Below are 24,400 nucleotides of genomic sequence, written 5' to 3'. Positions count from 1 at the left end.
TTTCAAAAATGGCTGACATAGATCCCGGCACCTTCGGTGCCATCGAAGAAGTTGAACTCAACGCAAGTTCCGACATTGCAACCAAGATCAAGCGCAAGCGACTGTTCGCTGCCCTGGCTTGCGGTATCGCGATCATCGGCGGCGGCGCCTATGCCTATGATACGCTGGTTGCCTCCAAGCACGCGGTTACCGACAACGCCTATGTCGGTGCCGACGTTGCCCAAGTGACCTCGCAGATCGCGGGTCCGGTGAGCGCGGTGCTTGTCGAAGACACCCAGCAGGTCCATCGCGGCGATGTGCTGGTGCGGCTCGATGATACCGACGCCAGGATCGCCGTCGCGCGCGCCGAGGCGGATCTCGCGCGGGCCATGCGCAAGGTCCAGGGTATCCAGGCTACCGACACCGGGCTCAATGCCCAGATCAGCGCCCGCGCAGCCGATGCAGCGCGCGCCGATGCCGAAATGGCCGCGGCGAAGGCATCTTTTGACAAGGCGCAGATCGACCTTGATCGCCGCCAGTCGCTGGTCGCCTCTGGCGCCGTTTCCGCCGATGAAGTGACTGCCGTGCGCAATGCGCTCAACAACGCCCAAGCCGGTCTTCGCGCCGCGCAGGCCTCTCGCGCCCAGGCCGATGCCGCCCGGGAAGCCGCGATCGGTGAACGCAACGCCAACCGCGCCCTGATCGCCAACGTCACGGTCGACAACAATCCTGAAGTTCTGGCTGCCCGCGCGGAGCTTGACCAGGCACGTGTGAATCTTGAACGTACCGTCATTCGCGCACCGATCGACGGCGTGGTGTCGAAGCGTCAAGTCCAAGTTGGCCAGCGCGTCCAGCCCGGCGCGATGCTGATGGTCGTCGTGCCGGTTCAAGCGGCCTACGTCGATGCCAATTTCAAGGAAGTCGAGCTCGCCCATGTCCATCCCGGCCAGACGGCCGAACTGACTTCGGACCTCTATGGCGAGAAGGTCGTATACCATGGCAAGGTCGTCGGCTTTTCAGGTGGCACCGGCGCGGCCTTCGCGATTGTGCCGGCGCAGAACGCGACCGGCAACTGGATCAAGGTAGTCCAGCGCCTTCCGGTTCGAATCAAGCTCGATGCCAAGGAACTCGCCGCACATCCGCTGCGCGTGGGTCTGTCGATGAACGTCGACGTCAACGTCTCGAAGTAAAGGCAGCTCCCCATGACGGCGATAGCAGCGGCTCGGCCGCATCAAGGAACCGCGCCACCCCTGACCGGGGTGGCGCTCTTCGCGGCGGCGATCCTGATTGGACTCGGCAATTTCCTTGTCGTGCTCGACACCACGATCGCCAATGTCTCCGTGCCAACGATCGCGGGCAGCCTTGGCGTGTCGGCGACGCAGGGGACCTGGGTGATTACCTCCTATGCGGTTGCGGAGGCGATCACCGTCCCCCTGACCGGCTGGCTGGCGAAGAAGTTCGGCGCCCAGCGCACCTTCATCACCTGCTATCTGGCATTCGCCGCCGTGCAATTGCTGTGTGGCATGTCTGGCTCGCTTGGCTCGCTGCTCGGAATGCGCGTGCTTCTCGGCCTCGTTGGCGGCCCGATCATGCCGCTTTCGCAGATGCTGCTGCTGCGCATTTTCCCTAAGGAGAAGGCAACGCTGGCGACCGTTATCTGGGCGATGACCACACTGGTAGGTCCCGTCGCGGGCCCCATCCTGGGCGGCATCATCTGCGACAACTATGGCTGGCAGTGGATCTTCCTCATCAAGGTGCCTGTCGCAGCCTGCGCAGGGTTTGCCCTCATGACGCTGATGCGGGGTCAGGCCGATCCGAAGTCCGAGGCGTTCATCGACAAGGTCGGTCTGGGGCTGCTCATCGTCTGGGTCGGCGCGCTGCAGATCATGCTCGACGAGGGCCGCAACCACGACTGGTTCGCCTCGCCGGAGATCCGCACGCTGGGCATCGTTGCCGCGATTGGCTTCGCCTGCTTCCTCATCTGGGAACTGACCGAGAAGAACCCGATCGTCGATCTCAGGATATTTCGTCACCGAGGCTTCGTGGGAGCAGCGCTGACTTATGCGGTCGGCTACGGCGCCTTCTTCGCCAGCATCGTCCTCCAGCCGCTCTGGTTGCAGAGCAACATGGGCTACACCGCGACCTGGGCCGGTTACGCCACAGGCATCATGGGCATCCTCGCGGTCGTGTCTTCGCCGCTGGTCGGCAAGGCGGTCGAGAAGATCGACGCCCGGCTGATTGTCTGCCTCGGTATCCTTGGTCTGGCCGGGATCATGCTCTGGCGCATGTGGGAATTCAACAGTGACGTGACGTTCCTGCAGATGGCCTGGCCGACGCTGATCACCGGGATCTTCATGGTCATGTTCTTCGTGCCCGTGACCGGCCTGGCAATGGCGAGCGTGGATCACGACGAGCAGGCGAACGCTGCCGGCCTGTCCAATTTCATGCGGACCCTGGCCGGTGCCTTCGCCACTTCGCTGATCCAGAGCGGCTGGTCCAACGCCACCCGGTTCAACCAGACCGAGGTTGCCGGCGTGATGACCAATGGCAGGCGCGTACTGGACGTTGCGGACAGCGTGGGGGTCGATCACAGCGTATCGACCCACCTGCTGACCTACATCGTCGAAGGCCAGAGCGTGATGCTGGCCACGCTCGACATGTTCGGTGTGATCGCCGTCTGCCTCGGCGCCGCGGCAACCATCATTTGGCTCGTGCCCAAACCCAAGGGCCCGATCGATACCAGCGGCGCGCACTGACCCCCCGCACGCGCCGCTGACTGCCGGCACCGTTCGCTCGAAGGATCGTCCCTCCCTTCGCCCGGCCGGTGCCGGCCTCTCCCCCCAGGTTCAAGAAAGGAAAGACGATGACTTTGTTAAGATGGGCAATAGTTGCTGCCGGGTTCACCGCGATCGTTGGCGCTTTGCCGGTCGAGGCACGCGTTGATGTTGTCCAGACGACCTCCCCCGCGCTTGCCCCCGGATCAACCTTCGCATGGACGAGCATGAACGCGGTCGGGACGGGCATGCCCGACCCCGCCATCGCCAATGAAATCACCGCCGAAAGGCTTCGTGCGGCGACCGAGACCGCGCTGGCCGCGAAGGGATACCGTCAGGTCGAAAATCCCGCCGAGGCCGATCTGCTCCTAGTCTATACGATCATCATGAAGCCGGAAAGCACCGGCCGCCTGACCTCCGACGCCGCGAACTGCGGCATTCCGGTTTGCGGTCCGGCGCAAGACTACAGCCTGGACACGCACCAGTACACGCAGGGCACGCTAGTACTCGACCTCATCGAGCGGCAGACTGGCCGCATGGTCCGGCGCGCAACCTCGAAAAAGCGCGTCACCGGCAAGGACGTGTCGGAGACGAAGCTCACCGCGCTGCTGCGGGAGATGACCAAGTCTTTGCCGTCGCGCTAGGACGGATCGACATTCAGCCCTTACCGGGATTTCATTCACCGGTCTCGAAGTCAGGCATTATGCGCAGCAGAACTGAGCAGCGGCGGCAGGATATTGTGAGAACGGCAGCCGGGCTTTTTGCAGAGCGCGGCTTCGACGGAACGTCGATGGATGCAATCGTGCAACGGCTGGGCGGCTCGAAGACCACGCTCTATGGATACTTCCGCTCGAAAGAGGATTTGCTGCGGGCTGTCCTGGCATTCGATCTGACCGAGTGGACCGATCAACTGATCGCGGAGTGTCTTGGTGAGGACGATCTGGAGGAAGGCCTGGCCAAGCTCGGTGCGGCGTAGCTGAAGGCCAAGCTGAACGTCTTGCCGTTCACTTATGCCCGCATCGGGGCCGCGTAAGCGCCGGGTTCTGTGATCGGTACCGAGTTCTATCGAGCCGTCCTTCGGCCGGCTTGGCAGCGGCTGGCCGAAGGTTTCGAGGATTTGATGAGCAAGGGCAAGCTCGTTCGTGCCGACTCCTGGCTCGCGGCGATGCATTGGAGGGGGCTCAACGAGCGCGACTTGTTCGAACGGTAATTTCTGGGCGATCTGGGTGATACGATAGCTCAGAAAACTGAATCCGCCGAGATCGAGGCAGCGGACGCCTTTCTGAAGATATATGGCCGGCACGGCGATTGAATGTGGTGCCAGTAGATGTTTGTGCTTCAGCTGAATAATGCAGGGCCTCAAGTCTTGGCGACCATTTCCGAGACCTTTCTCGGAGCAAGCCTGAGCATGAGTGGCAAAAATCGGGTTTGACCGACGAGAGCCAAAGGGCGTCGCTTCGCGAGAGCGGACAGCGTTGCCGCAGCGACGCTTTCAGCCGGAACCTTGGCGACCTGACGATGCGCGGTGGCGGGCGTATCCACGACCGGCGGGATGACTTCCACCACTTGCACGCGCCGCGCCCTGAGTTGTCGGCGCAAGCCTTCGGCGAAACCGTGCAAACCCGCCTTGGCCGCGCCATAGGTCGGTGAGCGGGTCGGCGAGACGAGGGCATAGCCTGAACTCACAAGGACAATCGCTTCCAGTTGCGGGAAGCGGTGCGTCACGCTGGCGGTAAGCTGAACTGGCGCTACGAGATTGAGCGCGAATTCTTCGGCTAGCTCGTCCTCGCCGAGGTTGCCCTTCGCGAAATCGCGCTCGATCAATTGCCCTGCGTTACTCACGAAAACGTCGAGGCGGCCGAAGCCGCTGTCGATGGCATTGATCAGCGCGCGCCGTCCGTCCGGCTGGGTCACATCGGCAACCACAGTGCGAAGCCCCGGCCGGCTTTGCTGGACCAGCGCGAGCTTGTCTCCGGATCGCGCACAAGTGATGACCGAAGCACCTTCGGCAAGAAAGGCGTCGACAAGCGCCAGGCCTATGCCTGATGTGCCCCCGGTGATCGCGACCACCTTGCTCTGATACGATCCTGCCCCCATGTTAGAAATTGACATTGTCACTGCCCTTCAGCGCCAGAATCTCACGCGCCTCGGCAGGCGTCGCGATCTCCATCGACAGGGATTCGAGGATCGAACGAACGAGGCGTACCTGTTCGGCATTGGATTTGGCCAGCTTGTGCGGCGCAATGAACAGTGAGTCCTCCAGTCCGACCCGCACGTTGGCGCCATTGATCGCCGCCATCGTGGCGAAAGGAACCTGATGCTTCCCGGCGGCCAGTACCGACCACTGGTAATCGTCCCCGAACAGTTTGTCGGCAATCCGCTTGGCATGCAGCAGATTTTCTGTATCGGCTGCCGTTCCGCCAAGAATGCCGAAGATCGACTGGACGAACAGCGGCGGTGTCACCAGCTTGCGGTCAAGGAAATGGGCAAGCGTATAGAGATGCGCGGTATCGTAGCACTCGAATTCGAACCTCGTCCCGTGACCCTTGCCCAGCCGTTCGAGGATCTGTTCGATATCCTTGAAAGTGTTCTTGAAAACCCAGTCCCGCGTCGCCTCCAGCAGCACCGGCTCCCAGTCATACTTGAACTGTTTGATGCGATCGAGCACGGGATACATGCCGAAATTCATCGACCCCATGTTGAGCGAACAAAGCTCCGGGGAGGCCCGCAGCGGCGCTGCGAGCCTGTCATCGATCGACATACCCTGGCTTCCGCCAGTAGTGATGTTCACCACGGCGTCGGTCTGTTGTTTGATCCGGGGCAGGAACTGCATGAACACATCCGGGTCGGGGGTAGGTTTACCGGTCTCCGGATCGCGAGCATGAAGGTGCAGGACCGCAGCGCCGGCCTCGGCCGCTTCGACCGCCTGCGTGGCGATCTGATCGGGTGTAACCGGCAGGTATTCGGACATACTGGGCGTGTGGACCCCGCCGGTCACGGCGCAACTGATGATGACTTTGGACATCGCTGGTTCCCTGGGCTTCAACTGTCAGACGAGCGGGTTGTTCGGCTCGAGACCGATGAAGTTGCGTCCGAGCTGCTCGTAGCCGATCTCGCAATCCCAATGCGCGTGAATGGCGATCATGTTGATGTCGCGGAAGAAGCGCTGCAGAGGCCGCTCGCTGAGGAACAGCGATGATCCGCCACGGTTGATCATTTCGTTGACCGCCTGGCGGCACATATTTGCCGTCAGGCCGGTCAGCGCCTTGAGTTCGAGCCGCGGAGCCAGCGACCGGTCGCCGGACGCCGCCAGTGCTTGCGTACGGCGCACAACGCTGCGGGCGAGTTCTTCCACCGCATCGAGCGTAGCGAACGACTGGCCGATATCGATGTGGGTCGTGGGGCGCTCTGCTGCGACCTGGGCCGTCACGGCGCGAATGCGATTCTTGATGGTTTCGGCGAAATTGGTCTGCGCGCCCCGAAGGCCGCCGCTGAAGATGCCGATGATCTCGCTGTAGATCAGCGGCATGATCGGCGCGGTGTACATGGGATTGCCGAGCTTTTGCGCGCCCTCGGTCGTACCTATGACGAATTCTTCCTGCCGCACGGCCCGGTGGGCCGGCACGAACACGTCCTCGACGTAGATATCATTGCTGCCAGTGCCGGCCATGCCGGCGACATGCCAGACATCCTTGACGGTCACGTCCTTGACGGGCAGCAGGAAGACGCGGTTGCCGTCTTCAGAATGGCCGCCGACCATCACCCAGTCGGCATGCATGATGCCCGAGCCCCAGGTCGCCTTGCCGGTAAGGCGCCAGCCGCCGTCGACCGGCTTTGCGTCCATGAGCAGGTTGAAGCTGGCGGGCAGGAGGCAGCGGGGACCGTTTGCGAACACCTCAGCCTGGGCTTCTTCACTGAAGCGGCAGGCAAAGATGTGATGGCCAATGTAGAAAGCGGTGATCCAGCCGGTCGACATGCAGGCCGAGCTGATGATCTCGACGATTTCCAACTGGGTATCTAGGCCCAGTTCCGGTCCGCCCCACCGCTTGGGGGTCAGTGCCGTGAACAGGCCGGCCTCGTCCATCTTGCGGATCACGCTGTCCAGCGGTTTGCGCGCCTGCTCGGTTTCGCGGGCGAGCGCGGCGATTTCCGGGGCAAGCGCGCGTGCGCGCTCGAGCAATTCCTCTTTGGTCACCGCCTGCGGGGCCGCGCTCCGCGGAAGTTCAACCAGTGCCGCATTTGACGCCATCACTTTTACTCCTTCAAAGTCGGCCGATCGTCCGATCGAACCCGGTAAACATTCAGTTTTTGCGGTGGCGGCGGGGCGTGCCCCGCACCCCGTCAGTAACGGTAGCTCAGGGAAATGCCGTAGGTGGCGCCCATGCCAGCAGTGCGCGGGACCGTGTCGACCAGGTGCGACACGTTGATCACATAGAATATGTTGCCGACATTCTTGCCCCAGACCTGGGCGCGCCAATGCCCGTCCGCTGTCTCGACACCGGCCCGCAAGTCCACCAGCGCGTAGCCGTCGATCTTGAAATTGGGCCTTTCGCCAAATGCGGCATAAGTCGAAGAGCGCGCGGTGACACTGCCGCCAAAATAGGCATTGAGCGCTCCCGTCAGCGGAAAGTCATATTGCGCATCGGTCAGGAACTGCCATTTCGGCGTACTCGGGAAGGCTTCGCCGTTGAGGTCGATCATTTGCCCATAAGGGTCGAATCCTGAAAAAGCGCCGTCGACCTTGGAATGCACGTAAGACAGGCCGCTGGTAACCCGCAGTCCCGTCAGCGGGCGCAGCGTGGCTTCGAGTTCAAAACCCTCGACCTTACCCTTGGGAATGTTCAGGTTGGCTGGAAGCTGCCCGAACGGTTGAATGACCTTGTAACCCTGGATCTGCTTGTTCTTGTAGTCGTAGTAGAAGGCCGCGCCGGAGAGCTGGAGACGGTTCGCAAGGAAGGTTGTCTTGAAGCCTACCTCGTACGCGAGCACCGATTCCTGCGTCACCGGGGCAAGTTGTTCTGCTACGACTGCCGGCAGCGGGGTGAACGACCCGGATTTGTAGCCCTTGGTGACATTCACATAGAGCAGCGCGTCCGGTGCTGGCTTCCAATTGAGACCCAGACGCCACGAGACGTTGTTTTCATTGAGCTTGTCATGCACGCCGTCCGGCAAACGCGTGGGGTTGGTGCTGGAGGTCCAGGTGAGGCATTCTCCGGGCTGGGCCATGGTGTTGCCGGGGATCGGCACGAACAGGCCCGCCGCTGCGGCACCGTCGCCGCCATCGGCTACGCAACCGCGGAAGCGCCGGTGCTGATCGGTGTAGCGGATCGCGGCCTGCGCCGTCAGCCCAGTTACGAACTCATATTCGAGATTACCGAAGACTGCGGCAGTCTTGATGTGCTGATAAGCCAGGTTGGCGATGTCAAACCACTGCACCGGGCCCATCGGCGTGATGGTGCCCGAGTTGCTGCCGTTGTAATGGAGCCGGTCGGCGTCATCGACGACATCATTCTGGTAATTGCCGCCGATAGTGTACTTGATCGCGCCAAAGTCGCCGGCAAGGCGCAGTTCTTGCGAGAAGGACTGAATGCTCGCATCGACAGTCATCAGGAAGTTATCGAAGTCGGTCCCGTCGACGTCGGTCGGATCCCAGGCCTTGAAGTCGCTGTAGGCCGTGATCGAGGTCAGCGTGGCGTGGTCTGCCACTTCGTAATCGCCGCGCAGCGACACCTGGTATAGCCGGTCATCCTTCTTGAGATTGGCATTCTCGTCCCAGTCAGCGATGCGCGGGTCCTTCGGCGCGGAAGAGCGGCCACCCAAGACAATGCTCGACGCCGGGAAGCCTCCCGGAGCGGATTGGGCGAACTCCACGAACTGCGCGGCCTGCGTGTCTGAATTGTCCCACCAGCCGTTTGCGTTGAGTTCGAACTTCAGCCGGTCCGTTGGTTCCCAATCAAGCAGCAGCCGCGCCGCAGTGAAATCTCGCTTGCCCAACCTGTCATTCGGCCGGGTCTCGCTGACTTGCCAGGCATCGCGGCTTTCGTGGCGCACCGCCACGCGGGCGCGCAGCGTGTTGCTGATCGGACCGCTTAGGAAGGCCTGACCGTCCAACTCGTTGAAACGGCCATAAGTCAGGTCGACGCCCGCTTTCAGATCCTGCGTGGGCTTGGCGGCAATGTAGTTGATCGCACCGCCCGTGGAATTCTGGCCGAACAGGGTTCCTTGCGGCCCCTTGAGCACTTCGACCCGCTCGATGTCCAGACCTGCCCCCGCGCTCATCGCGAGGTAGGGCAATGGCACCTGATCGACATAGACCGTGACCGTGGGCGATACGCCAATGAAGGTGTCGTAGAGACCAATGCCGCGAATCGTGAATACGGGCACGCCGAAGCTGCTCTTCTGATAAGCGAAGCCGGGAACCACACGTTCCAGATCCGTCGGCGAAGTCACATTTTGACGCGCAAGCTGATCGCCGGTCGCCGCAGTAATTGACAGCGGCACATCAGAGAGGCGCTCTGCGCGCTTTTGCGCGGTCACGATGATCTCGTTCTTGGCGGTGGCCCCATCCTGGTCTGTCTCGGCGGCAACACAGTGTCCGGGCAACGCTAGCGCCGACGTAGTCAGCAACAGACCAACCAAATGCCTCTTCATCATTCCCTCCTCGTGCGCCGAGCGCAATCTCCCCCGACATCGAAAGCGACCTGCGTTTCGATCGGATGTTCAGCGATTTGTGTCGGCAACTGGGAAAGCGATCCGCTGCCGCTTTCGCGTGGAGATGATCGCGTCTGCCTGCGGCATTGCCGCTTGGCGTAGGCGCGGGCCGATCATCCTCTCCGAACATGACAATGGATCAGCGTCGGCACCGAGTCAACATAAAATACATCAAGTGTAGAATTTAGTGGAAGCGTGGAACGAATGCAGGCACATTGATGCGTGCCGAGCTGATCGTGGCCTAGTGCATGAGGGGCAGGGGGGGCTGATGGCGCAGCTTCACCTTCCCTCACAGAAAGGCCGTCCCTATGAGTACCGATTATGACTGACTCATCATCCGAAGACGCCAAGGCAGAGCACGGCGCGCGCCATATTGCCGCAGATCGCAAGAAGGCCGCGAAAGCGACGGACACTCCGCCCCAGCCCTCGCAGCGCCGCCAGAACAAGCGCCGTGAGCAGCAGCGGTCCATCGATACGCGGCGTGCTATTTTGTCGGCCGCGCTCGACGAATTTTCGGAGCGAGGCTTTGACGGGGCCAGCATACGCCGGATCGGCGAACGCGCGAAACTCGATTTCACGCTGATTACCTATCACTTCTCCAATAAGGACGTTCTTTGGCGGGCTGTCGCCGAATGGGGCCTGGGGGAAATTCTGGACGCGGTCGTGCCTCGCGACTCGCTGTTGACGGCAAAGGAAAGAGTGCGCGTCGAGTTCCTCGCGTACTTCAATTTCACCACTGCCAATCCTGCGTTTCACAACTTCATGCTGCGCTCAATGTACGGCGATCCAGAGCGAATCCGCTGGCTGGTCGAGAATTATCTCGTCCGGATTCGCGACCGCTTGAGACCGCAACTCGCAGAAGCTCAAGCTGCCGGAGAGATGGTCAGCGGCGACCCTGACCTGCTGTATTACCTCATGATTGGCGCTACCTCGGCCCTTTCTTCGCTGCGCGGCGAGATGGAGCTGACAACCGGCTACGCACTTGAAGATCCCAAGGTCCGGGCGGCCTTCTGGGATTTGATCGAAAGGTCATTCTTTCGATAATATTCTACGAGTGTAGTATTTAGCTGGACATACATCCGGAGCTGTGTTAGCCCCATGCTCGACGCGGCCCTCGCGGCCGGTCCGCAAGAGGATGTCTGTCAATGGAGCAGGAATTTCCCGTCGTCGTCGCAGGCGGCGGACCGGTTGGCTTGACCACCGCACTCGACCTTCAGTCCCGTGGGATCCCCGTGCTCGTGCTGGAGCGCAATCCGTCGACCACACGTCACCCCAAGATGGACGTGACGAACGGGCGCAGCATGGAGCTTTTCCGCCGCCTCGGCATTGCCGAGTTGATCCGCGACCGCGCCGTGCCGCGCGAGAACTGCATGGACGTTTCCTGGGTGACGCGGCTGGGTGAATGGGAACTTGCCCGCTTCAGCTATCCCAATGTTCACGATTGGCGTGAGCGTATCCGGAGCCACAACGATGGGACCCAGCCGCTCGAACCCAACATGAGGCTGAGCCAGGTGGTGCTGGAGCCGGTGCTGGCGGATCTGCTGCAAACTTCTCCTCTCGCCGAGATCCGCTTCGGCTGGGCGGTCGAGGATTTTACCCAGGATGACACATGCGTTGTCGTCAAGGCGCGGCACCTTGCAACCGGCGAGGTTCAGCGGATCCGATGCCAGTTGCTGGCCGGCTGCGACGGAGGCGGAAGCATCGTGCGCGAAAGGCTGGGATTTGAGCTGACCGGCCAATTCAACGTCGCCCGTGTTTACATGACGCATTTCCGTTCTCCGGAGAAAGAGTTCCTGCAGCGCTTTGGCGTGGCCTGGCACTATCAGACGCCGGACAGCTCCACTTTGATCGCGCAGGACGACGAAGAAACCTGGACGCTGCATTGCCTGCTGCCCCCCGGCACCGACGAGACGGCAATTGACCCCAAGGCGCTCGTCTATCGCACGCTGGGCGGTGAATTTCCGATGGAAGTCCTGCAGGCCAATGCCTGGTCGCCGCATCTGGTCGTGACGTCACGCAGCGGAAGCGGACGGGTCTGGCTAGCGGGCGACGCGGTACATCAGCTCATCCCGACGGGCGGTTACGGCATGAACACCGGCATAGCCGAATCCGCGGACCTTACTTGGAAATTCGCGGCCGTATTGCAAGGCTGGGGGGGACCTCGCCTTCTCGAAACCATCGACAGTGAGCGACGGCCCATCGCGCAGTTCGTGGTCAATTCCTCCATGGAAAACATGGGCGTGCGCCTGCGCATCGGCGAGCAATATTCCCCCATCATTCATGAGGACAGTGAAGCCGGCGCCGCCGCCAGGCTCGAACTGTCAAATTTGATCCTCCAGTTGGGCAACGCGGAGAACGAATCTCTCGGCATCGAGCTGGGTTGCCGTTACCGCGGTTCTTCGATCATCTGTCATGAAGCGGACGAGCCGGAATGGGACCGTGTGCGCTTCATTCCCACGACCTGGCCCGGCAGCCGGGCGCCGCATGTCTTCCTCGCATCAGGCGAGGCCATGTTCGACCTGTTCGGGCCCGGTTTCACCCTGGTGCGATTTGCCGACATCGACGTTGAGCCCCTGCTTGCGGCCGCGGCGGAACGCGGCGTGCCGCTCAAGCTGCTCGATGTGCGCGATGACAACGCGCATGCCATCTACGAGCGCGATCTCGTGCTCGTCCGCCCCGACCACTACGTCGCCTGGCGCGGCAATGAAGCCCCCAGCGACGCACTTGCCCTCATTGATCACATTCGCGGAGCCTGACATGAGCATCAATCCGTCCCACCCTTTCGCAAATATCATCCCGACCGTTCGGGCGGACGCGATGGCCTATGTCGTGCTTGAACGGCGCGACGTGGAGGCGATGTCGCGTTTCCTGCATGACTTTGGTTTCACTCGCGTCGAACATGAAGGACCCAACGTCTATTTCCGCGGCTTTGGAGAAAAGCCCTACAGCGTCGAACTGATCCCGTCCGATCGGGATGCCTTTGTGGGCTTTGGGCTGGTTGCCGCCGATGGCGCGGATCTCGACACGCTCGGCTCGGCAAACGGCATCGCTCCCGCCGATAGCGAAAAGCCCGGTGGCGGGCGGGTGCTGCATCTCGTCGATCCCAATGGCTACAGGATCGATCTGGTCCACGGCTTCGAGAAGGCAGAGGCCTATGTCCCGCGCGAGGCAATCGATGTCGAGAACACGCCCTGGAAGAAGTCCCGCGTCAATGCCGGCGTGCGGCCTCCGCTTACGCCGGCGCCTGTGGAGGGTGTTCGGCACCTGGTCCTGCAGACGCCGCACTTCGAACAGACGGTGCGCTGGTACATGCAGAACTTCGGCTATCTGCCGAGCGACATGCTGCAAACCCAAAGCGGGATGATCGGGCTGGGTTTCTTCCGTTTCGATAGGGGCGAGCAACCGGCCGACCACCACGCGCTCGCGATCAGCTTCGGGCCTGCGCCGGAAATCCTGCACATCTCGACAGAAACCATCGACATCGACGCGGTTGGACAGGGCCAGCAGTATTTGCGCGCGCAAGGGTGGGAACACTTCTGGGGTATCGGCCGGCACGTACTTGGCAGCCAGGTCTTCGATTACTGGAAGGACCCGGCAGGCGACGAGTGGGAGCACTATGCCGATGGCGATGTAATGACCGCCGATTATCCAGTTGGCTTCCATCCCTTCGACCGAGCCGGCCTGTGGGCGTGGGGCGACGATCTTCCCGCATCGATGCGTCCGGCAGGCCAGGCACCCGAAGAAGCGCCGCCACCGGTCAGGGAACTGATCGATGCAATGCTGGTTGCGCCGCGTCCCTGGCTCGACTGATCCGATCAACAATCAGCGGAGAATTTTCATGGCCATATCTCTGGTTCGCTTCGCCCATGAGGGGCGCCTGCAATTCGGCTGGCTGGTTTCGGCGGCTCCATCCTGTCCCGACGACCGAGTGGAGGTTGAGCTGATATGCGACGCCGCGACAACGGCGGATTTGCTCGCCGTACTCGATTCCCCGGCGGGCCGAGAGAGCTCGGGCGTCAGGTTGACAGTCGAGGCGCGACAACTCACCAGCCCCGTCACAACCGACGCGACACTTGTCTGCCAGGGGCTGAACTACAGCGATCATGCGCAGGAGTCCGGCCATCATGGCCGGAAGGCCAACCTGCTGTTCGGCAAGGCCAGTTCGTCACTTTGCGGTCCCTATCACGACATTGTCCGGCCAGAGGCCGTCGAACTGCTCGACTACGAGGCTGAGATCGGCATCGTCCTGCGCAAGGCCCTCTCTGCGACCAGCACGGTCGACGCTTCGAACGTCGGCGACTACGTTGCGGCTGTGACCCTGTGCAACGATGTCAGCGCCCGCGATGTGATGTTCGGGTCGTCTTTCCTGCAATGGTTCCAGGGCAAGAGTTACCGGACGTTCTGCCCGACCGGCCCGGTTCTCTATTGGATGGAACCCGGCGAGGTCGCCGGCATTCTCGACGCCTTAAGCTTTTCGCTCAAATATCGCGGCGAGATGCGGCAGTCGGCGAATAGCGCGCAGCAGGTCTACAAGGCACCGGAAACGCTCGCCCAAGTCGCGGCGATGATGGACCTCAAGGCCGGCGACATGATCTTGACCGGAACGCCGGGCGGCGTCCTGGCGCAGGCTACTCCGGCGCTGGCGAGAATTCTCGCGACCAATCTGTTCGATGATGCGACGCGACGCGCCGAAGTCGTAACCGAAGCCAAGCGCAACGGCCCGTTTCTGCAACCTGGTGACGAACTGACACTCAATCTTCGCGACGACGCCAACGGTGTCGATCTGGGCAGCCAATGCTGCCGGATTGTGTGATTGCCGGAAAGGAGATGCATTGATGAACCACGACGAAATCATGGACTTCGATGCTCTCGACCCGGCCCGGTTCCGGCAGGTTCTTTCGCATTATCCCACGGGGGTGTGCGCCGTCACGGCGCGGCTCGACGATGGCGAATTGGCGGGTATGGCAATCGGCTCGTTCACATCGGTATCGCTCGATCCGCCGCTCGTCGCGTTTTTCGCGACGACGACATCGGCGAGCTGGCAGAAAATCCGGTCCGCCGGCCGCTTTTGCGTGAACGTGTTGTCCAGCGGTCAGGAATGGCTCTGCCGACGCTTCTCGAGCCGGGATGAGGACAAGTTCCATGACGTGCCACATGCCATTTCATGCCTTGGCAATCCGATTCTGGAAGACGTCCTGGCGACAATCGAGTGTGAGATCCACAGCGTGATCGACGCGGGAGACCATTCCGAAGTCCGAGGCAGGGTGATCAACCTGCGGGCAAACGACGGCCTCCCGCTGCTCTTCTATCAAGGCAAGTACGGATATTTTCAGTCCGTGTGACCTACTGGGAACAAGATGACTCTAAGAATTCCAACTTCCGAGCAGCGCTTCGTTCTTGAACATGTTGCGGGCCTTCACGATCTCGTCGTCTCCAACGTCTATGAGCATCTCAGCGAAGAACTTGCAGGGTTCTGTCGCAAACTTTGGCGTGATGTGAGAAGGTTGGCGCAGATCGAGCAAGTCGTCGAGACGACCTCTCGCCAACGTGTCGATGGCGCTGCCGATGATCGCAAGCACTGCATAGGCTTCAAGGGTCGGGCTGACGAAGAGGGGAACGGGCATGGACAAGTGCGGGGACACAGGCTGAGTTCTGCAGATCAGGTGTACATCGGGGCTGATTGAACCGGTCAAGGTTGCAGCAAAAAAATGCCCCCTCGCCGCTGCGCGAGGGGGCACCGGGGGAGAACCGGCAGGTTGGGTTACATGCGCGCTCGCAGGCTGACGCCGAAATAGCGGTCAGCATCGCGCGGGATCTGCAGGCGCTGACCATCGGAAACGTTCAGCAGGACGTAGCTTTCATCCGTGATATTGCGGAGGTAGAACGTCAGGCGGTACTTGTCATCGGCATCGGACAGGCCGAGCGAGGCATTCCACTGACCGTAGGCGTCAATCGGTCCGGATTCGCCGAGGTCCGAATACTGCTTCGAGACATGGCGATAGTCAGTATTCAAGTAGACGACCATGTTGCCGACGGGACGCTCGTAATCCGCACCCAGGGTATAGGTGAACTTGGGCGCCAGCGGCAGCCGCGTGCCGTCGCGCGCGTCGGGGGCATTGGTCAGCGGGTTCGGGTTGAAGCGCTTGACCTTGGCATCGGCATAGGCGGCGCTGGCGCGCAGCGTCAGGCCGGTGACAGGAACGGCCGTGAAGTCTGCCTCGAAGCCCTGGCTCTTGACTGTGCCGGCATTGGTCAGGTTGGTGACCACTGCGCCGTTCAGCAGCACGAAGTTGTTGGCCTGGAAGCCGTCGTACTGAACGGTGAACCCGGCAAGGTTGAGCTGGACCTTGTTGTTCAGGAATTGCGACTTGAGACCGACCTCGAAGGCATCGGAAGTCTCTTCGTCGATCGGCACGGCATTGGTCGGTGCGGTGTGGTTGAAGAAGACGTTGAAGGCCGGGCCCTTGTAGCCGCGCGTGTAGCTGCCGTAGAGCATGATGTCGCGGCTCGGGGTGAACTGCACGACGGCCTTGCCGGAGAGGTTGCTGTTGGAGCTCGATCCGCTGGAGACGTTGGTGCCGTTACCGCCGCTTGCAATCGTGCCGCCTGCCGGGTTGCCCGAAACGCCGGGTCCGGTTGCCGGAAGGCCCGTCGTCGCGTTCACGCCGGGTGCGCGAATATGGGTGAAGCTGAGCTCGTCCCAAGTGTAGCGCAAGCCGCCGGTAATCGCGAACAAGTCACTCAGGCGATAGGTTGCCTGCCCGAATACGGCATAGTTCGACGAGTTGACGTCGCTGGCTGAACTTGCCGTCGGGAAGAGGGTATTGACGGTGTCGTCGAGGTTGCACGGCTGCCCGCCGGTGATGGGATCGACCGGCAAGGTCGAACTGGCGCACGTGATGTCGCGGCGGGTGAAATCCTGCTTGTTGTCTGAATGCCAGAGGAAACCACCGACCTGGTAGTAGAACGGGCGCGACTGGTCCGAAGCGATGCGCGCCTCGAAGGACATCTGCTGGGTCTTGACCACGCCATTGTCGTGAAGCTGGGCAGTGCCGACGAGGGCACGGGGCAGGAAGTCGCCCTCGCGGATCTCCTCGTTCCACCAGTTGCGGTAGCCGGTCACGAAGCTCAGCGTATGCGTATCGGACAGATCGATGTCACCCGATGCGGTGAAGCTGTACTGCTTGTCACGCGTGCGGGTTACCAGATTGTGGTTTACGTAGCGCTGGTCCTCGCCCAGTGCGACACCGCCGGGCAGGCCCAGTTCGGCGTCGAGCACCGGACCGCGGCTGGCGCCGGTTACGTCGGCGCAGCAGTCATCGTCGGCATGGAAGTAGTCGGCAATGAAGCGCAGGCGGGCAATCGAACCGGAATAGTCGACGATGCCGCGAGCGCCCCAGTGCTCGTACCCGTTTACCTTCTTGTTCTTGCCGCCGTAGACATTGGTGATGTTGCCGTCGTAGGTGCCGTAGAATCCGGTGACGCGTGCGCTCCAGTCCTGGCCGAGCGGACCGGAAACGGACGAGCGCAGGCGGTATTCGTCGCCTTCGTACCATTCGGCCTTGGCTTCGGCCTGGAGCGTGTCGGTACCGCCCTTGGAGACGATGTTGACAAGGCCGGCCGACGCATTCTTGCCGAACAGTGTGCCTTGCGGGCCGCGAAGGACTTCGAGGCGGTCGGCATCGACTAGGTCCATGAAGGCCTGGCCCGAACGGCTCAGGACCACGCCGTCGACAACGGTCGAGACACTCGGTTCTGCGGCGATGGAGAAGGTGATCGTGCCGACACCGCGCATGACGATCGCGCTGTTGGCGCTGGTCGTCCCCTTGCGGAAAGTGACAGAGGGAACGATTCGCGTAATGTTTTCAAGGCTGGTGGCTCCGGTCTGCTCGAGCCGGTCGCCCGATACCGCGGAAATGGCAATGGGAACGGACTGCGCGTTCTCCTTCACCTTCTGCGCCGTGACGATGATTTCCTCGACTTCCTGTGCAGAGGCGAGGGCGGGCGAAAGCAGCGCCATCGCGCTTGTGGAAGCGGCCAGCGCCCACGCGAACTTGTGCCTGGAAACGTTCATAGTAACTCCCCTCCCAATACGGGCTCGACTTGGTTTTCATTCGCTTCCGTGCTCCCTTGCGGAGCCTGTCGGAAACGGGCCTTCATTGATGCTTGCATTGCCAGCGTGTCCTCGGTATGTCAAGCGGTGTCATACGCAAATGCAGAAGCGCACAAAGTGCCGCATTGGGCAGTGCGACATTAGAGAGGAAATGCATTGGAAGTGCGTATTCTGGACGCTGGAGACGGTTTCGACCTCGAGTATCGGGGGCGCGTGGTCCTGCGTCACAGAGAATCATGTCCAGCGCTGGACATTGCGCGCGGCAAGTCCTGTGTGGAAATGTATCGAGGCAACTTCTCGATTTCCGACGAGCCATCGGGTCGCATAATTCCTGCAAAGTGGCGCAGGGCCGATGGAGGTATCGAGTTCCTTGACGCCGGTTCGCCCTGCGCGGTGCTGCGCATCGATGGAACGCGTTTGCAGCTCGATGTGCTGCTCCCCGGTTATGATCGCATTTTCGTCAGGTTCCATGCCGAACCTGAAGAGGTGGTCTGGGGCGGCGGCGAGCAGATGAGCTTTCTGGCGCTCAACGGTCGCAGCTTTCCGATGTGGACCAGCGAACCGGGCGTGGGGCGCGACAAGGCTACCGAACTGACCCGCATCATGGATGAGCAGGGGATGGCCGGCGGGGACTATTGGAATACCAATTACCCGCAACCCACCTTCCTTACCTCTCGGTGGCTTGCCGTGCATCTCGATGCTTCCTGCTACAGCGTGCTCGATTTCTCGGACCCCGCCGCGCACCGCGTCGAGGTGTGGAGCGGATGCGCCCGCTTCGAACTGTTTGCCTCCAGCGGGCCCCTGGAGCTGGTTTCGGCACTATCGGCGAGGTTCGGCCGCCAGCCGGCCTTGCCCGAATGGGCCATCGGCGGCGCGATTGTCGGCCTCAAGTCAGGTGCGAGCAGTTTTGAACGGCTGGAACGCTTCATCGATGCCGGCGCGGCCGTGTCAGGCCTGTGGTGCGAGGACTGGGCCGGCATTCGCGAGACAAGCTTCGGGCGCCGCCTGTTCTGGGACTGGGGCGGGTCAGAGCGCAGTGAGGCCCGATATCCCGATCTCACGGCGTCCATCGCGACGCTTGCCAAGCGGGGCATTCGTTTCCTCGCTTATGCCAATCCTTACCTGGCGGTCGACGGGACGCTCTATGAGGAAGCCCTGGCAGGCGGTCACTTCTGCCTGCGTCAGGACAGTGACGAGGTCTATCTCGTCGACTTCGGCGAATTCGACTGCGGTGTCCTCGATTTCACCCGGGAAGAAACGCGCGACTGGTTCGCCGAACGTATCCTTGGGCGCGAAATGCTGGATATCGGAATTTCGGGATGGATGGCGGATTTCGGCGAGTACCTGCCGACCGATCTGCGCCTCGCCGACGGATCCGACGCCATGGAAGCCCATAATCGCTGGCCGGTCCTGTGGGCGCAGGTCAATGCGAAAGCCTTGGCTTCGCGCGGTAGGACAGGCGATGCGCTCTTCTTCATGCGGGCCGGCTTTTCCGGGGTGCAAGCCTATTGTCCGCTGTTGTGGGCCGGAGACCAGTGCGTCGATTTCACGCGCCATGACGGCATCGGGACGGTCGTGACTGCCGCGCTTTCTTCGGGGCTGGTCGGCAATGCCTACAGCCACTCCGATTGTGGCGGCTACACATCGCTCCACGGCAATGTCCGCAGCGTCGAGCTGATGCAGCGTTGGTGCGAGCTGTCGGCCTTTGCGCCGGTCATGCGCAGCCACGAAGGCAATCGCCCCGATGACAACCTCCAGTTCGATTCTTCACCTGAATTGCTGGATTGCTTTGCGCGCTGGAGCCGGGTCCACGCGCATCTGGCGCCCTACGTGCGCCACTTGTGCCACGAGGCGCAAGGGGCGGGTCTTCCTGCCCAGAGGCCATTGTTCCTGCATTATCCCGATGAACCTGCATTGTTTACGGTGCAGGATCAGTTCCTCTACGGTGCCGACATGGTCGTGGCACCCGTCATCGAAGAGGGAGCCGAGGCGCGCCGGGTGATCCTGCCGGGCAGCGGTGTCTGGAGACATTGCTGGACGGGCAAGGATTACGGACCCGGAGTTGCCGAGGTTCCCGCTCCGATCGGGCAGCCGCCTGTGTTCTATCGGCCGGACAGTGCCTTCGCGCAGCTGTTTGCCGGACTGGAAGGGGTGTTGCGGGGATGAGTGAGCGGGCGAATATCAGGGACGTGGCAGCCATGGCCGGTGTGGCGGTGAAGACGGTCAGCCGCGTGCTGAACGGGCATCCCTACGTCAGCGCGGATACGCGTGCGCGGGTCGAGGAGGCCATGCAGAAGCTCGATTTTCGCCCGAGCGTTGCCGCCCGCATCCTGTCCGGATCGAAATCCAACCAGATCGCCCTGATCTACGACAACCACAGCCCTTTCTACATGTTCCAGATCCAGACCGGATGCTGGGAACAGTGCAAGCAGCACAACATCCGCCTGCTTGCCCAGCCGGTCGACGTGACCGATCCGACCGTTGGCGAACAGGTGCGCGGTCTTGTTACCGAAACGCATGTCGACGGGATCATCCTGTCCTCGCCAGTCACCGACTGCGAACCGGTGCTGCGCGCGCTTGAGGCGCTCGACCTGCCTTTCGTGCGGATCTCGCCGGGTACCAACCATGCTCTCACCAGCTCGGTGTTCATGGATGACACGCAGGCCGCAGATGACATGACGACCTACCTGATCAACCAGGGCCACCGCCGCATCGGTTTCATCAAGGGACACCAAAGCCACATGGCGTCCGAAGATCGCCTCTTCGGCTATCGCCGGGCACTGGACCGGGTCGGCATCCAGTTCGAACCTTCGCTCGTCTTCGAGGGCGAGTTCGATTTCGACAGCGGTGTGCGGGCGGCGCAGTACCTGCTCGACCTGCCCGAGGTGCCGACTGCTATCTTCGCGTCGAACGACGACATGGCCGCCGGAGTCCTTGCCGAAGCGCATGGCCGCGGGATCGAGATGCCGGCGCAGCTGTCGGTGACCGGCTTCGACGATACGACCCTGGCCCGCACGGTATGGCCGCCGCTCACCACCATTCACCAGCCGATGGCGGAGCTGGCCCAGACCGCCACCGAGATCCTGATCGCCGGTAACGAGATCACCCACCGCCGCCTGCCCCATTCCCTTATCGAGCGCGCATCCGTCGCGCCGCCTCTCAGGAAGACCATATGAGCCAATTGCCTGCCGCCCCTGCCGTCCGAACTCTGGGTACCAGCGGCATCGAAGTGTCCTCGATCGCCTGGGGCATGTGGCGCCTTGCAGAGGGTGGGCGCACCGTCGATGAAGCTGCCCGTCTCGTGAACACGGCTCTCGATGCCGGGATCACCCTGCTCGATACTGCCGATATCTACGGTTTCGACGGGGCGGCCGGGTTCGGCGATGCAGAGGCGCTTTTGGGCGAAGTGCTGGCCCGGGATTCCTCGCTGCGCCCACGCATGGTGCTGGCGACCAAGGGCGGTATCTGCCCGCCGCTCCCTTACGATCAGAGCACCGCCTATCTCAACGAGGCCATCGATGCATCGCTGCGCCGCCTGAAGGTCGAGCAAATCGACCTCTGGCAGGTCCATCGTCCCGACATACTGACTCACCCGCAGGAAGTGGCGCGCGCGCTGGAGGATGCCGTTGCGGCAGGCAAGATCCGCACGCTGGGCGTCTCGAACTTTACGATTCACCAGATAGCCGCGCTGGATTCGTTCCTTGGTACCAGGCTGGTGTCCACCCAGCCCGAGATCAGCCCGCTGCGTATCGACTGCTTCGAGAACGGCGAACTCGATCAGGCGATGATGATGGGCCTGCTCCCGATGGCATGGTCGCCGCTGGGCGGCGGACGCCTCGCCAATCCGCAGAGCGCGCGTGACAGGGCGGTTGCCGCGGCGCTTGGCGCGGTGGCCGATGCTCATGGCGTATCCAGTACGGTTGCGGCTTACAGCTGGCTCATGGCGCATCCGGCAGGCATCGTCCCGATTATCGGGTCCCAGCAGGCCGAGCGGATCGTCGAAGGAACGGCGGCGCTCAAAGTCCGCTGGACCAGGCAGGAGTGGTACGGCGTTCTGGTCGCGGCCCGAGGAGTGCCATTGCCCTGAGCCAGGAGTTCCGCACCTGCGGAGCTGAACGAGAGTAACGGTAACTATTGCTGGACATGCAAACGTGCGCCCGGACCGGGTGACCCGGCAACCGCGCACGCCTGATTGATGTGAGAGGAGATCGAAATGTCAGACCGGAAATGTGAAATCGCGTGGTTCTCCGCATTGTGCGACGACGATTACGAATTCCTCGGGGTTCCCGATCCCTATCTCCAGTCGAGCTGGGAACATTGCCGCAATATCGTGATGCGCGCCGAGGAGGGCGGTTTCGACAATATCCTTTTGCCATCCGGCTACCAGCTTGGGCTCGATACGACGGCTTTTGCCGCTGCGGTGGCGACGCAGGTGCGCCGCATGAAATTGCTCTGGGCCACCCGCATCGGTGAGGACTGGCCGCCCCAGCTTGCGCGCCGCATCGCAACGCTCGACCGCATCCTCGGCCCGAATGCCTCGGGCACCGGCGGCCGCCTCAACGTCAACATCATCTCCTCCGACATGCCCGGCGAAAAGCTGGAAAGTGCGCGCCGTTATGCCCGCGCGACCGAGGTCATGAAGATCGTGCGTACGCTCCTCAATGGCGAGCACCTCGATCACGAGGGCGAGTTCTACAAGCTCCAGCTCGACCCGCCGCGCATCGGAACTATCTCTGGCAAATGTCCCGCGTTCTACTTCGGGGGATTGAGCGAGGATGCGCGCGAATGCGCTGCCGAAGGCTGCGACGTCTATCTCATGTGGCCCGATACGATGGACAAGGTGCGCGAAACCATCGCCGACATGCAAGCGCGTGCTGCGCGGTTTGGTCGTAGTCTCAAGTTCGGATATCGTGTCCACGTCATCGTCCGTGAAACCGAAGAGGAGGCCCGCCACTATGCCGACCGCCTGTTGTCGAAGCTGGACGACGAAGCGGGCAAGGCCATTCGCGAAAAGTCGCTCGATGCGAAGAACTACGGTGTCCAGCGCCAGGCGGAACTGCGCAGCGCCGCAGGGGGAGATGGCTTCGTCGAGGACAACCTGTGGACCGGCATCGGGCGTGCCCGCTCGGGTTGCGGCGCCGCGATCGTCGGCACGCCCGATCAGGTTCTCGCCAAACTTCGCGCCTATCAGGACGAAGGGATCGAGGCGTTCATCCTATCCGGCTATCCCCATGCGCAGGAGGCCGACCTGTTTGCGCGCCATGTCCTGCCGCATATCCAGCACGGTCCGCTCGAAGCCTGACAGAAGGAAGCCACCGAGGTGAGCGAAGAGCTCTTCGACATTGCCGTGATCGGCGGCGGCGTGAACGGTTGCGGCATCGCACGCGATGCCGCAGGCCGCGGTGCGCGGGTCCTGCTGCTGGAAGCGCGCGACCTGGCAAGCGGAACGTCTTCTGCATCGACCAAGCTCATCCACGGCGGCCTGCGCTATCTTGAGCATTACGAGTTCGGCCTCGTCCGTGAATCGCTCAGCGAACGCGAACGCCTCTGGGCGATTGCGCCGCATATCATCTGGCCGCTGCGCTTCATCCTGCCGCATGTTCAGGGGCTGCGGCCCCGCTGGCTGTTGCGCCTGGGCCTGTTCGTCTATGACCATCTCGGTGGCCGCAAGCGCCTTCCGGCGACGCGGTCGGTCGATCTCGCCAGACATCCCGGCGGCAGGCCGCTTAAGGACGAATTCACCCACGCCTATGTCTACTCCGATTGCTGGGTGGACGATGCGCGCCTCGTTGTCCTCAATGCGCGCGATGCGGCGGATCACGGCGCCGAGGTGCACACGGGTTCGCGGGTCGAGGCGCTGACCCGCGAGGCGGAGGGCTGGCGTATCGAGGCAGGCGGCAAGAGCTTCCACGCGCGGGCAGTCGTCAATGCAGCAGGGCCTGCGGTCCTCAAGCTCCTGGGGCAGGCCGGTGAACAGTCCGAACGGCGCATGCGCCTCGTGCGCGGCTCGCACATCGTCGTTCCGCGCAAATTCGAGCATGAATTCGCCTATTTCTTCCAGCTCCCCGACGGGCGAATCTTCTTCGCCATCCCTTACGAGCAGGACTTCACGCTGATCGGCACGACCGATCGCGACCATCATGGCAGCCTTGAGGACGTCCGGGCCAGCGAGGAGGAAATCGCCTACTTGTGCGAGGGGGCGAGCCACTACTTTCGCGAACCGGTGACCCCCGGCGATGTGGTGTGGACCTATTCGGGTGTGCGGCCGCTCATCGACGACGGCTCAGGCAAGCCGGAAGCGGCGACGCGCGGCTACACGCTGGAACTGACCGACGAGGATGAGGGGGCGCCGCTGCTCTCGGTCATGGGCGGCAAGATTACCACGTACCGGCATCTGGCGCAGGAAGCCGTCGATCTGCTGTGCCACCGCTTGCCGCAGCTTGCCCACAAGCACTGGACCGACAAGGCGCCGCTGCCCGGCGGCAATTTCTCCGCCGATGAATTGCCCTCAATGTTTGAACACTATGCATCGCGCTATCCGTTCCTGGAGCCGGGATGGCTGCACCGCCTGCTGCGCAATTACGGGACCTTGATCTCGGACATTTTCGGCAATGCCGCAGCGCTGCCGGAATGCGGCATTCACTTCGGAAACGGATTGACCGAATGCGAGGTGCGATACCTCGTTCAGCGCGAGTGGTGCCGCAGCGCGGAGGATTTGCTGTGGCGCCGGACCAAGCTGGGCCTGAGAATGAACGCGCAGCAGGTCGATGAGCTGCAGAAATACCTTGCGAAACTGACGCCTGCTTGAGGCTGGATTGCGCTT

Annotated in this window: 21 protein-coding genes; 15 read left to right on the top strand and 6 right to left on the bottom strand. The window is 62.1% G+C overall.

Annotated elements, in window-relative coordinates; genetic code table 11:
* Positions 1-8: 8 nt before the first annotated feature.
* The 5 genes from J3474_RS11335 (at position 9) to J3474_RS23020 (ending at position 3,963) form a co-directional block, all read left to right on the top strand.
* Positions 9-1,169, top strand: coding sequence for an HlyD family efflux transporter periplasmic adaptor subunit (locus J3474_RS11335; RefSeq protein WP_207094254.1), 1,161 nt, complete (start codon positions 9-11; stop codon positions 1,167-1,169).
* A 12-nt stretch (positions 1,170-1,181) separates the two neighbouring features.
* Positions 1,182-2,735, top strand: a complete 1,554-nt coding sequence (locus J3474_RS11330) for a DHA2 family efflux MFS transporter permease subunit (RefSeq protein ID WP_207094253.1) — start codon at positions 1,182-1,184, stop codon at positions 2,733-2,735.
* Between the two features lie 107 nt (positions 2,736-2,842).
* Positions 2,843-3,397, top strand: a complete 555-nt coding sequence (locus J3474_RS11325; protein ID WP_256437838.1) for a DUF4136 domain-containing protein — start codon at positions 2,843-2,845, stop codon at positions 3,395-3,397.
* 59 nt (positions 3,398-3,456) lie between these two features.
* Complete coding sequence (locus tag J3474_RS23025) at positions 3,457-3,729, top strand: TetR/AcrR family transcriptional regulator (protein WP_376706528.1); 273 nt, start codon at positions 3,457-3,459, stop codon at positions 3,727-3,729.
* 69 nt (positions 3,730-3,798) lie between these two features.
* Positions 3,799-3,963 (top strand): TetR/AcrR family transcriptional regulator C-terminal domain-containing protein, encoded by a 165-nt coding sequence (locus J3474_RS23020; protein ID WP_207094250.1) that lies wholly within the window; start codon positions 3,799-3,801, stop codon positions 3,961-3,963.
* 149 nt (positions 3,964-4,112) lie between these two features.
* Here J3474_RS23020 and J3474_RS11310 read toward each other — a convergent pair whose 3' ends face one another.
* The 4 genes from J3474_RS11310 to J3474_RS11295 form a co-directional block, all read right to left on the bottom strand.
* Positions 4,113-4,850, bottom strand: coding sequence for an SDR family NAD(P)-dependent oxidoreductase (locus tag J3474_RS11310; RefSeq protein WP_207094249.1), 738 nt, complete (start codon positions 4,848-4,850; stop codon positions 4,113-4,115).
* Between the two features lies 1 nt (position 4,851).
* A complete protein-coding gene (locus J3474_RS11305) occupies positions 4,852-5,778 on the bottom strand; it encodes a 3-keto-5-aminohexanoate cleavage protein (protein ID WP_207094248.1) in 927 nt (308 codons plus the stop codon).
* A gap of 24 nt (positions 5,779-5,802) precedes the next feature.
* On the bottom strand, positions 5,803-7,002 hold the full coding sequence (locus J3474_RS11300; RefSeq protein WP_207094247.1) for an acyl-CoA dehydrogenase family protein: 1,200 nt from the start codon (positions 7,000-7,002) through the stop codon (positions 5,803-5,805).
* Between the two features lie 92 nt (positions 7,003-7,094).
* Positions 7,095-9,404: a TonB-dependent receptor gene (locus tag J3474_RS11295; RefSeq protein ID WP_207094246.1), complete on the bottom strand. Its 2,310-nt coding sequence runs from the start codon at positions 9,402-9,404 to the stop codon at positions 7,095-7,097.
* A gap of 381 nt (positions 9,405-9,785) precedes the next feature.
* Here J3474_RS11295 and J3474_RS11290 point away from each other — a divergent pair, with 381 nt between their 5' ends.
* From J3474_RS11290 to J3474_RS11270, 5 genes are all read left to right on the top strand, one after another.
* Positions 9,786-10,508: a TetR/AcrR family transcriptional regulator gene (locus tag J3474_RS11290; RefSeq protein ID WP_207094245.1), complete on the top strand. Its 723-nt coding sequence runs from the start codon at positions 9,786-9,788 to the stop codon at positions 10,506-10,508.
* Positions 10,509-10,609: 101 nt separating this feature from the next.
* Positions 10,610-12,220, top strand: a complete 1,611-nt coding sequence (locus J3474_RS11285; protein ID WP_207094244.1) for an FAD-dependent monooxygenase — start codon at positions 10,610-10,612, stop codon at positions 12,218-12,220.
* 1 nt (position 12,221) lies between these two features.
* A complete protein-coding gene (locus tag J3474_RS11280) occupies positions 12,222-13,274 on the top strand; it encodes a VOC family protein (protein ID WP_207094243.1) in 1,053 nt (350 codons plus the stop codon).
* A 28-nt stretch (positions 13,275-13,302) separates the two neighbouring features.
* Positions 13,303-14,277: a fumarylacetoacetate hydrolase family protein gene (locus J3474_RS11275; protein ID WP_207094242.1), complete on the top strand. Its 975-nt coding sequence runs from the start codon at positions 13,303-13,305 to the stop codon at positions 14,275-14,277.
* 22 nt (positions 14,278-14,299) lie between these two features.
* Positions 14,300-14,806, top strand: a complete 507-nt coding sequence (locus J3474_RS11270; protein ID WP_242528362.1) for a flavin reductase family protein — start codon at positions 14,300-14,302, stop codon at positions 14,804-14,806.
* A gap of 21 nt (positions 14,807-14,827) precedes the next feature.
* Here the strand turns inward: J3474_RS11270 and J3474_RS11265 are convergent, their stop codons facing one another.
* Both J3474_RS11265 and J3474_RS11260 read right to left on the bottom strand, forming a co-directional pair.
* On the bottom strand, positions 14,828-15,157 hold the full coding sequence (locus tag J3474_RS11265; RefSeq protein WP_207094241.1) for a hypothetical protein: 330 nt from the start codon (positions 15,155-15,157) through the stop codon (positions 14,828-14,830).
* 68 nt (positions 15,158-15,225) lie between these two features.
* The gene (locus J3474_RS11260) at positions 15,226-17,538 is read right to left on the bottom strand and encodes a TonB-dependent receptor (protein ID WP_207094240.1); all 2,313 of its coding nucleotides are present in this window, start codon (positions 17,536-17,538) and stop codon (positions 15,226-15,228) included.
* 195 nt (positions 17,539-17,733) lie between these two features.
* Here J3474_RS11260 and J3474_RS11255 point away from each other — a divergent pair, with 195 nt between their 5' ends.
* From J3474_RS11255 to J3474_RS11235, 5 genes are all read left to right on the top strand, one after another.
* Positions 17,734-19,743, top strand: a complete 2,010-nt coding sequence (locus tag J3474_RS11255; protein ID WP_207094239.1) for an alpha-glucosidase — start codon at positions 17,734-17,736, stop codon at positions 19,741-19,743.
* Entirely contained in the window at positions 19,740-20,753 is a 1,014-nt protein-coding gene (locus J3474_RS11250; protein ID WP_207094238.1) for a LacI family DNA-binding transcriptional regulator, read from the top strand. Before J3474_RS11255 ends, J3474_RS11250 begins: the two co-directional genes overlap by 4 nt.
* Complete coding sequence (locus tag J3474_RS11245) at positions 20,750-21,664, top strand: aldo/keto reductase family oxidoreductase (protein ID WP_207094237.1); 915 nt, start codon at positions 20,750-20,752, stop codon at positions 21,662-21,664. The genes J3474_RS11250 and J3474_RS11245 overlap by 4 nt, the downstream gene beginning before the upstream one ends.
* Positions 21,665-21,790: 126 nt before the next feature.
* Positions 21,791-22,879 carry an LLM class flavin-dependent oxidoreductase gene (locus tag J3474_RS11240; protein WP_207094236.1) on the top strand — a complete coding sequence of 363 codons (1,089 nt, stop codon included), beginning with the start codon at positions 21,791-21,793 and terminating at the stop codon, positions 22,877-22,879.
* Positions 22,880-22,897: 18 nt separating this feature from the next.
* The gene (locus J3474_RS11235) at positions 22,898-24,385 is read left to right on the top strand and encodes a glycerol-3-phosphate dehydrogenase (protein WP_207094235.1); all 1,488 of its coding nucleotides are present in this window, start codon (positions 22,898-22,900) and stop codon (positions 24,383-24,385) included.
* The last annotated feature ends 15 nt before the right edge of the window (positions 24,386-24,400 follow it).

Origin of the sequence: Novosphingobium sp. PY1 (assembly GCF_017312445.1) — a bacterium.
Taxonomy (GTDB): domain Bacteria; phylum Pseudomonadota; class Alphaproteobacteria; order Sphingomonadales; family Sphingomonadaceae; genus Novosphingobium.
The sequence above is the reverse complement of the archived record's forward strand: the minus strand, read 5'-3'. Positions and strand labels throughout refer to the sequence as shown.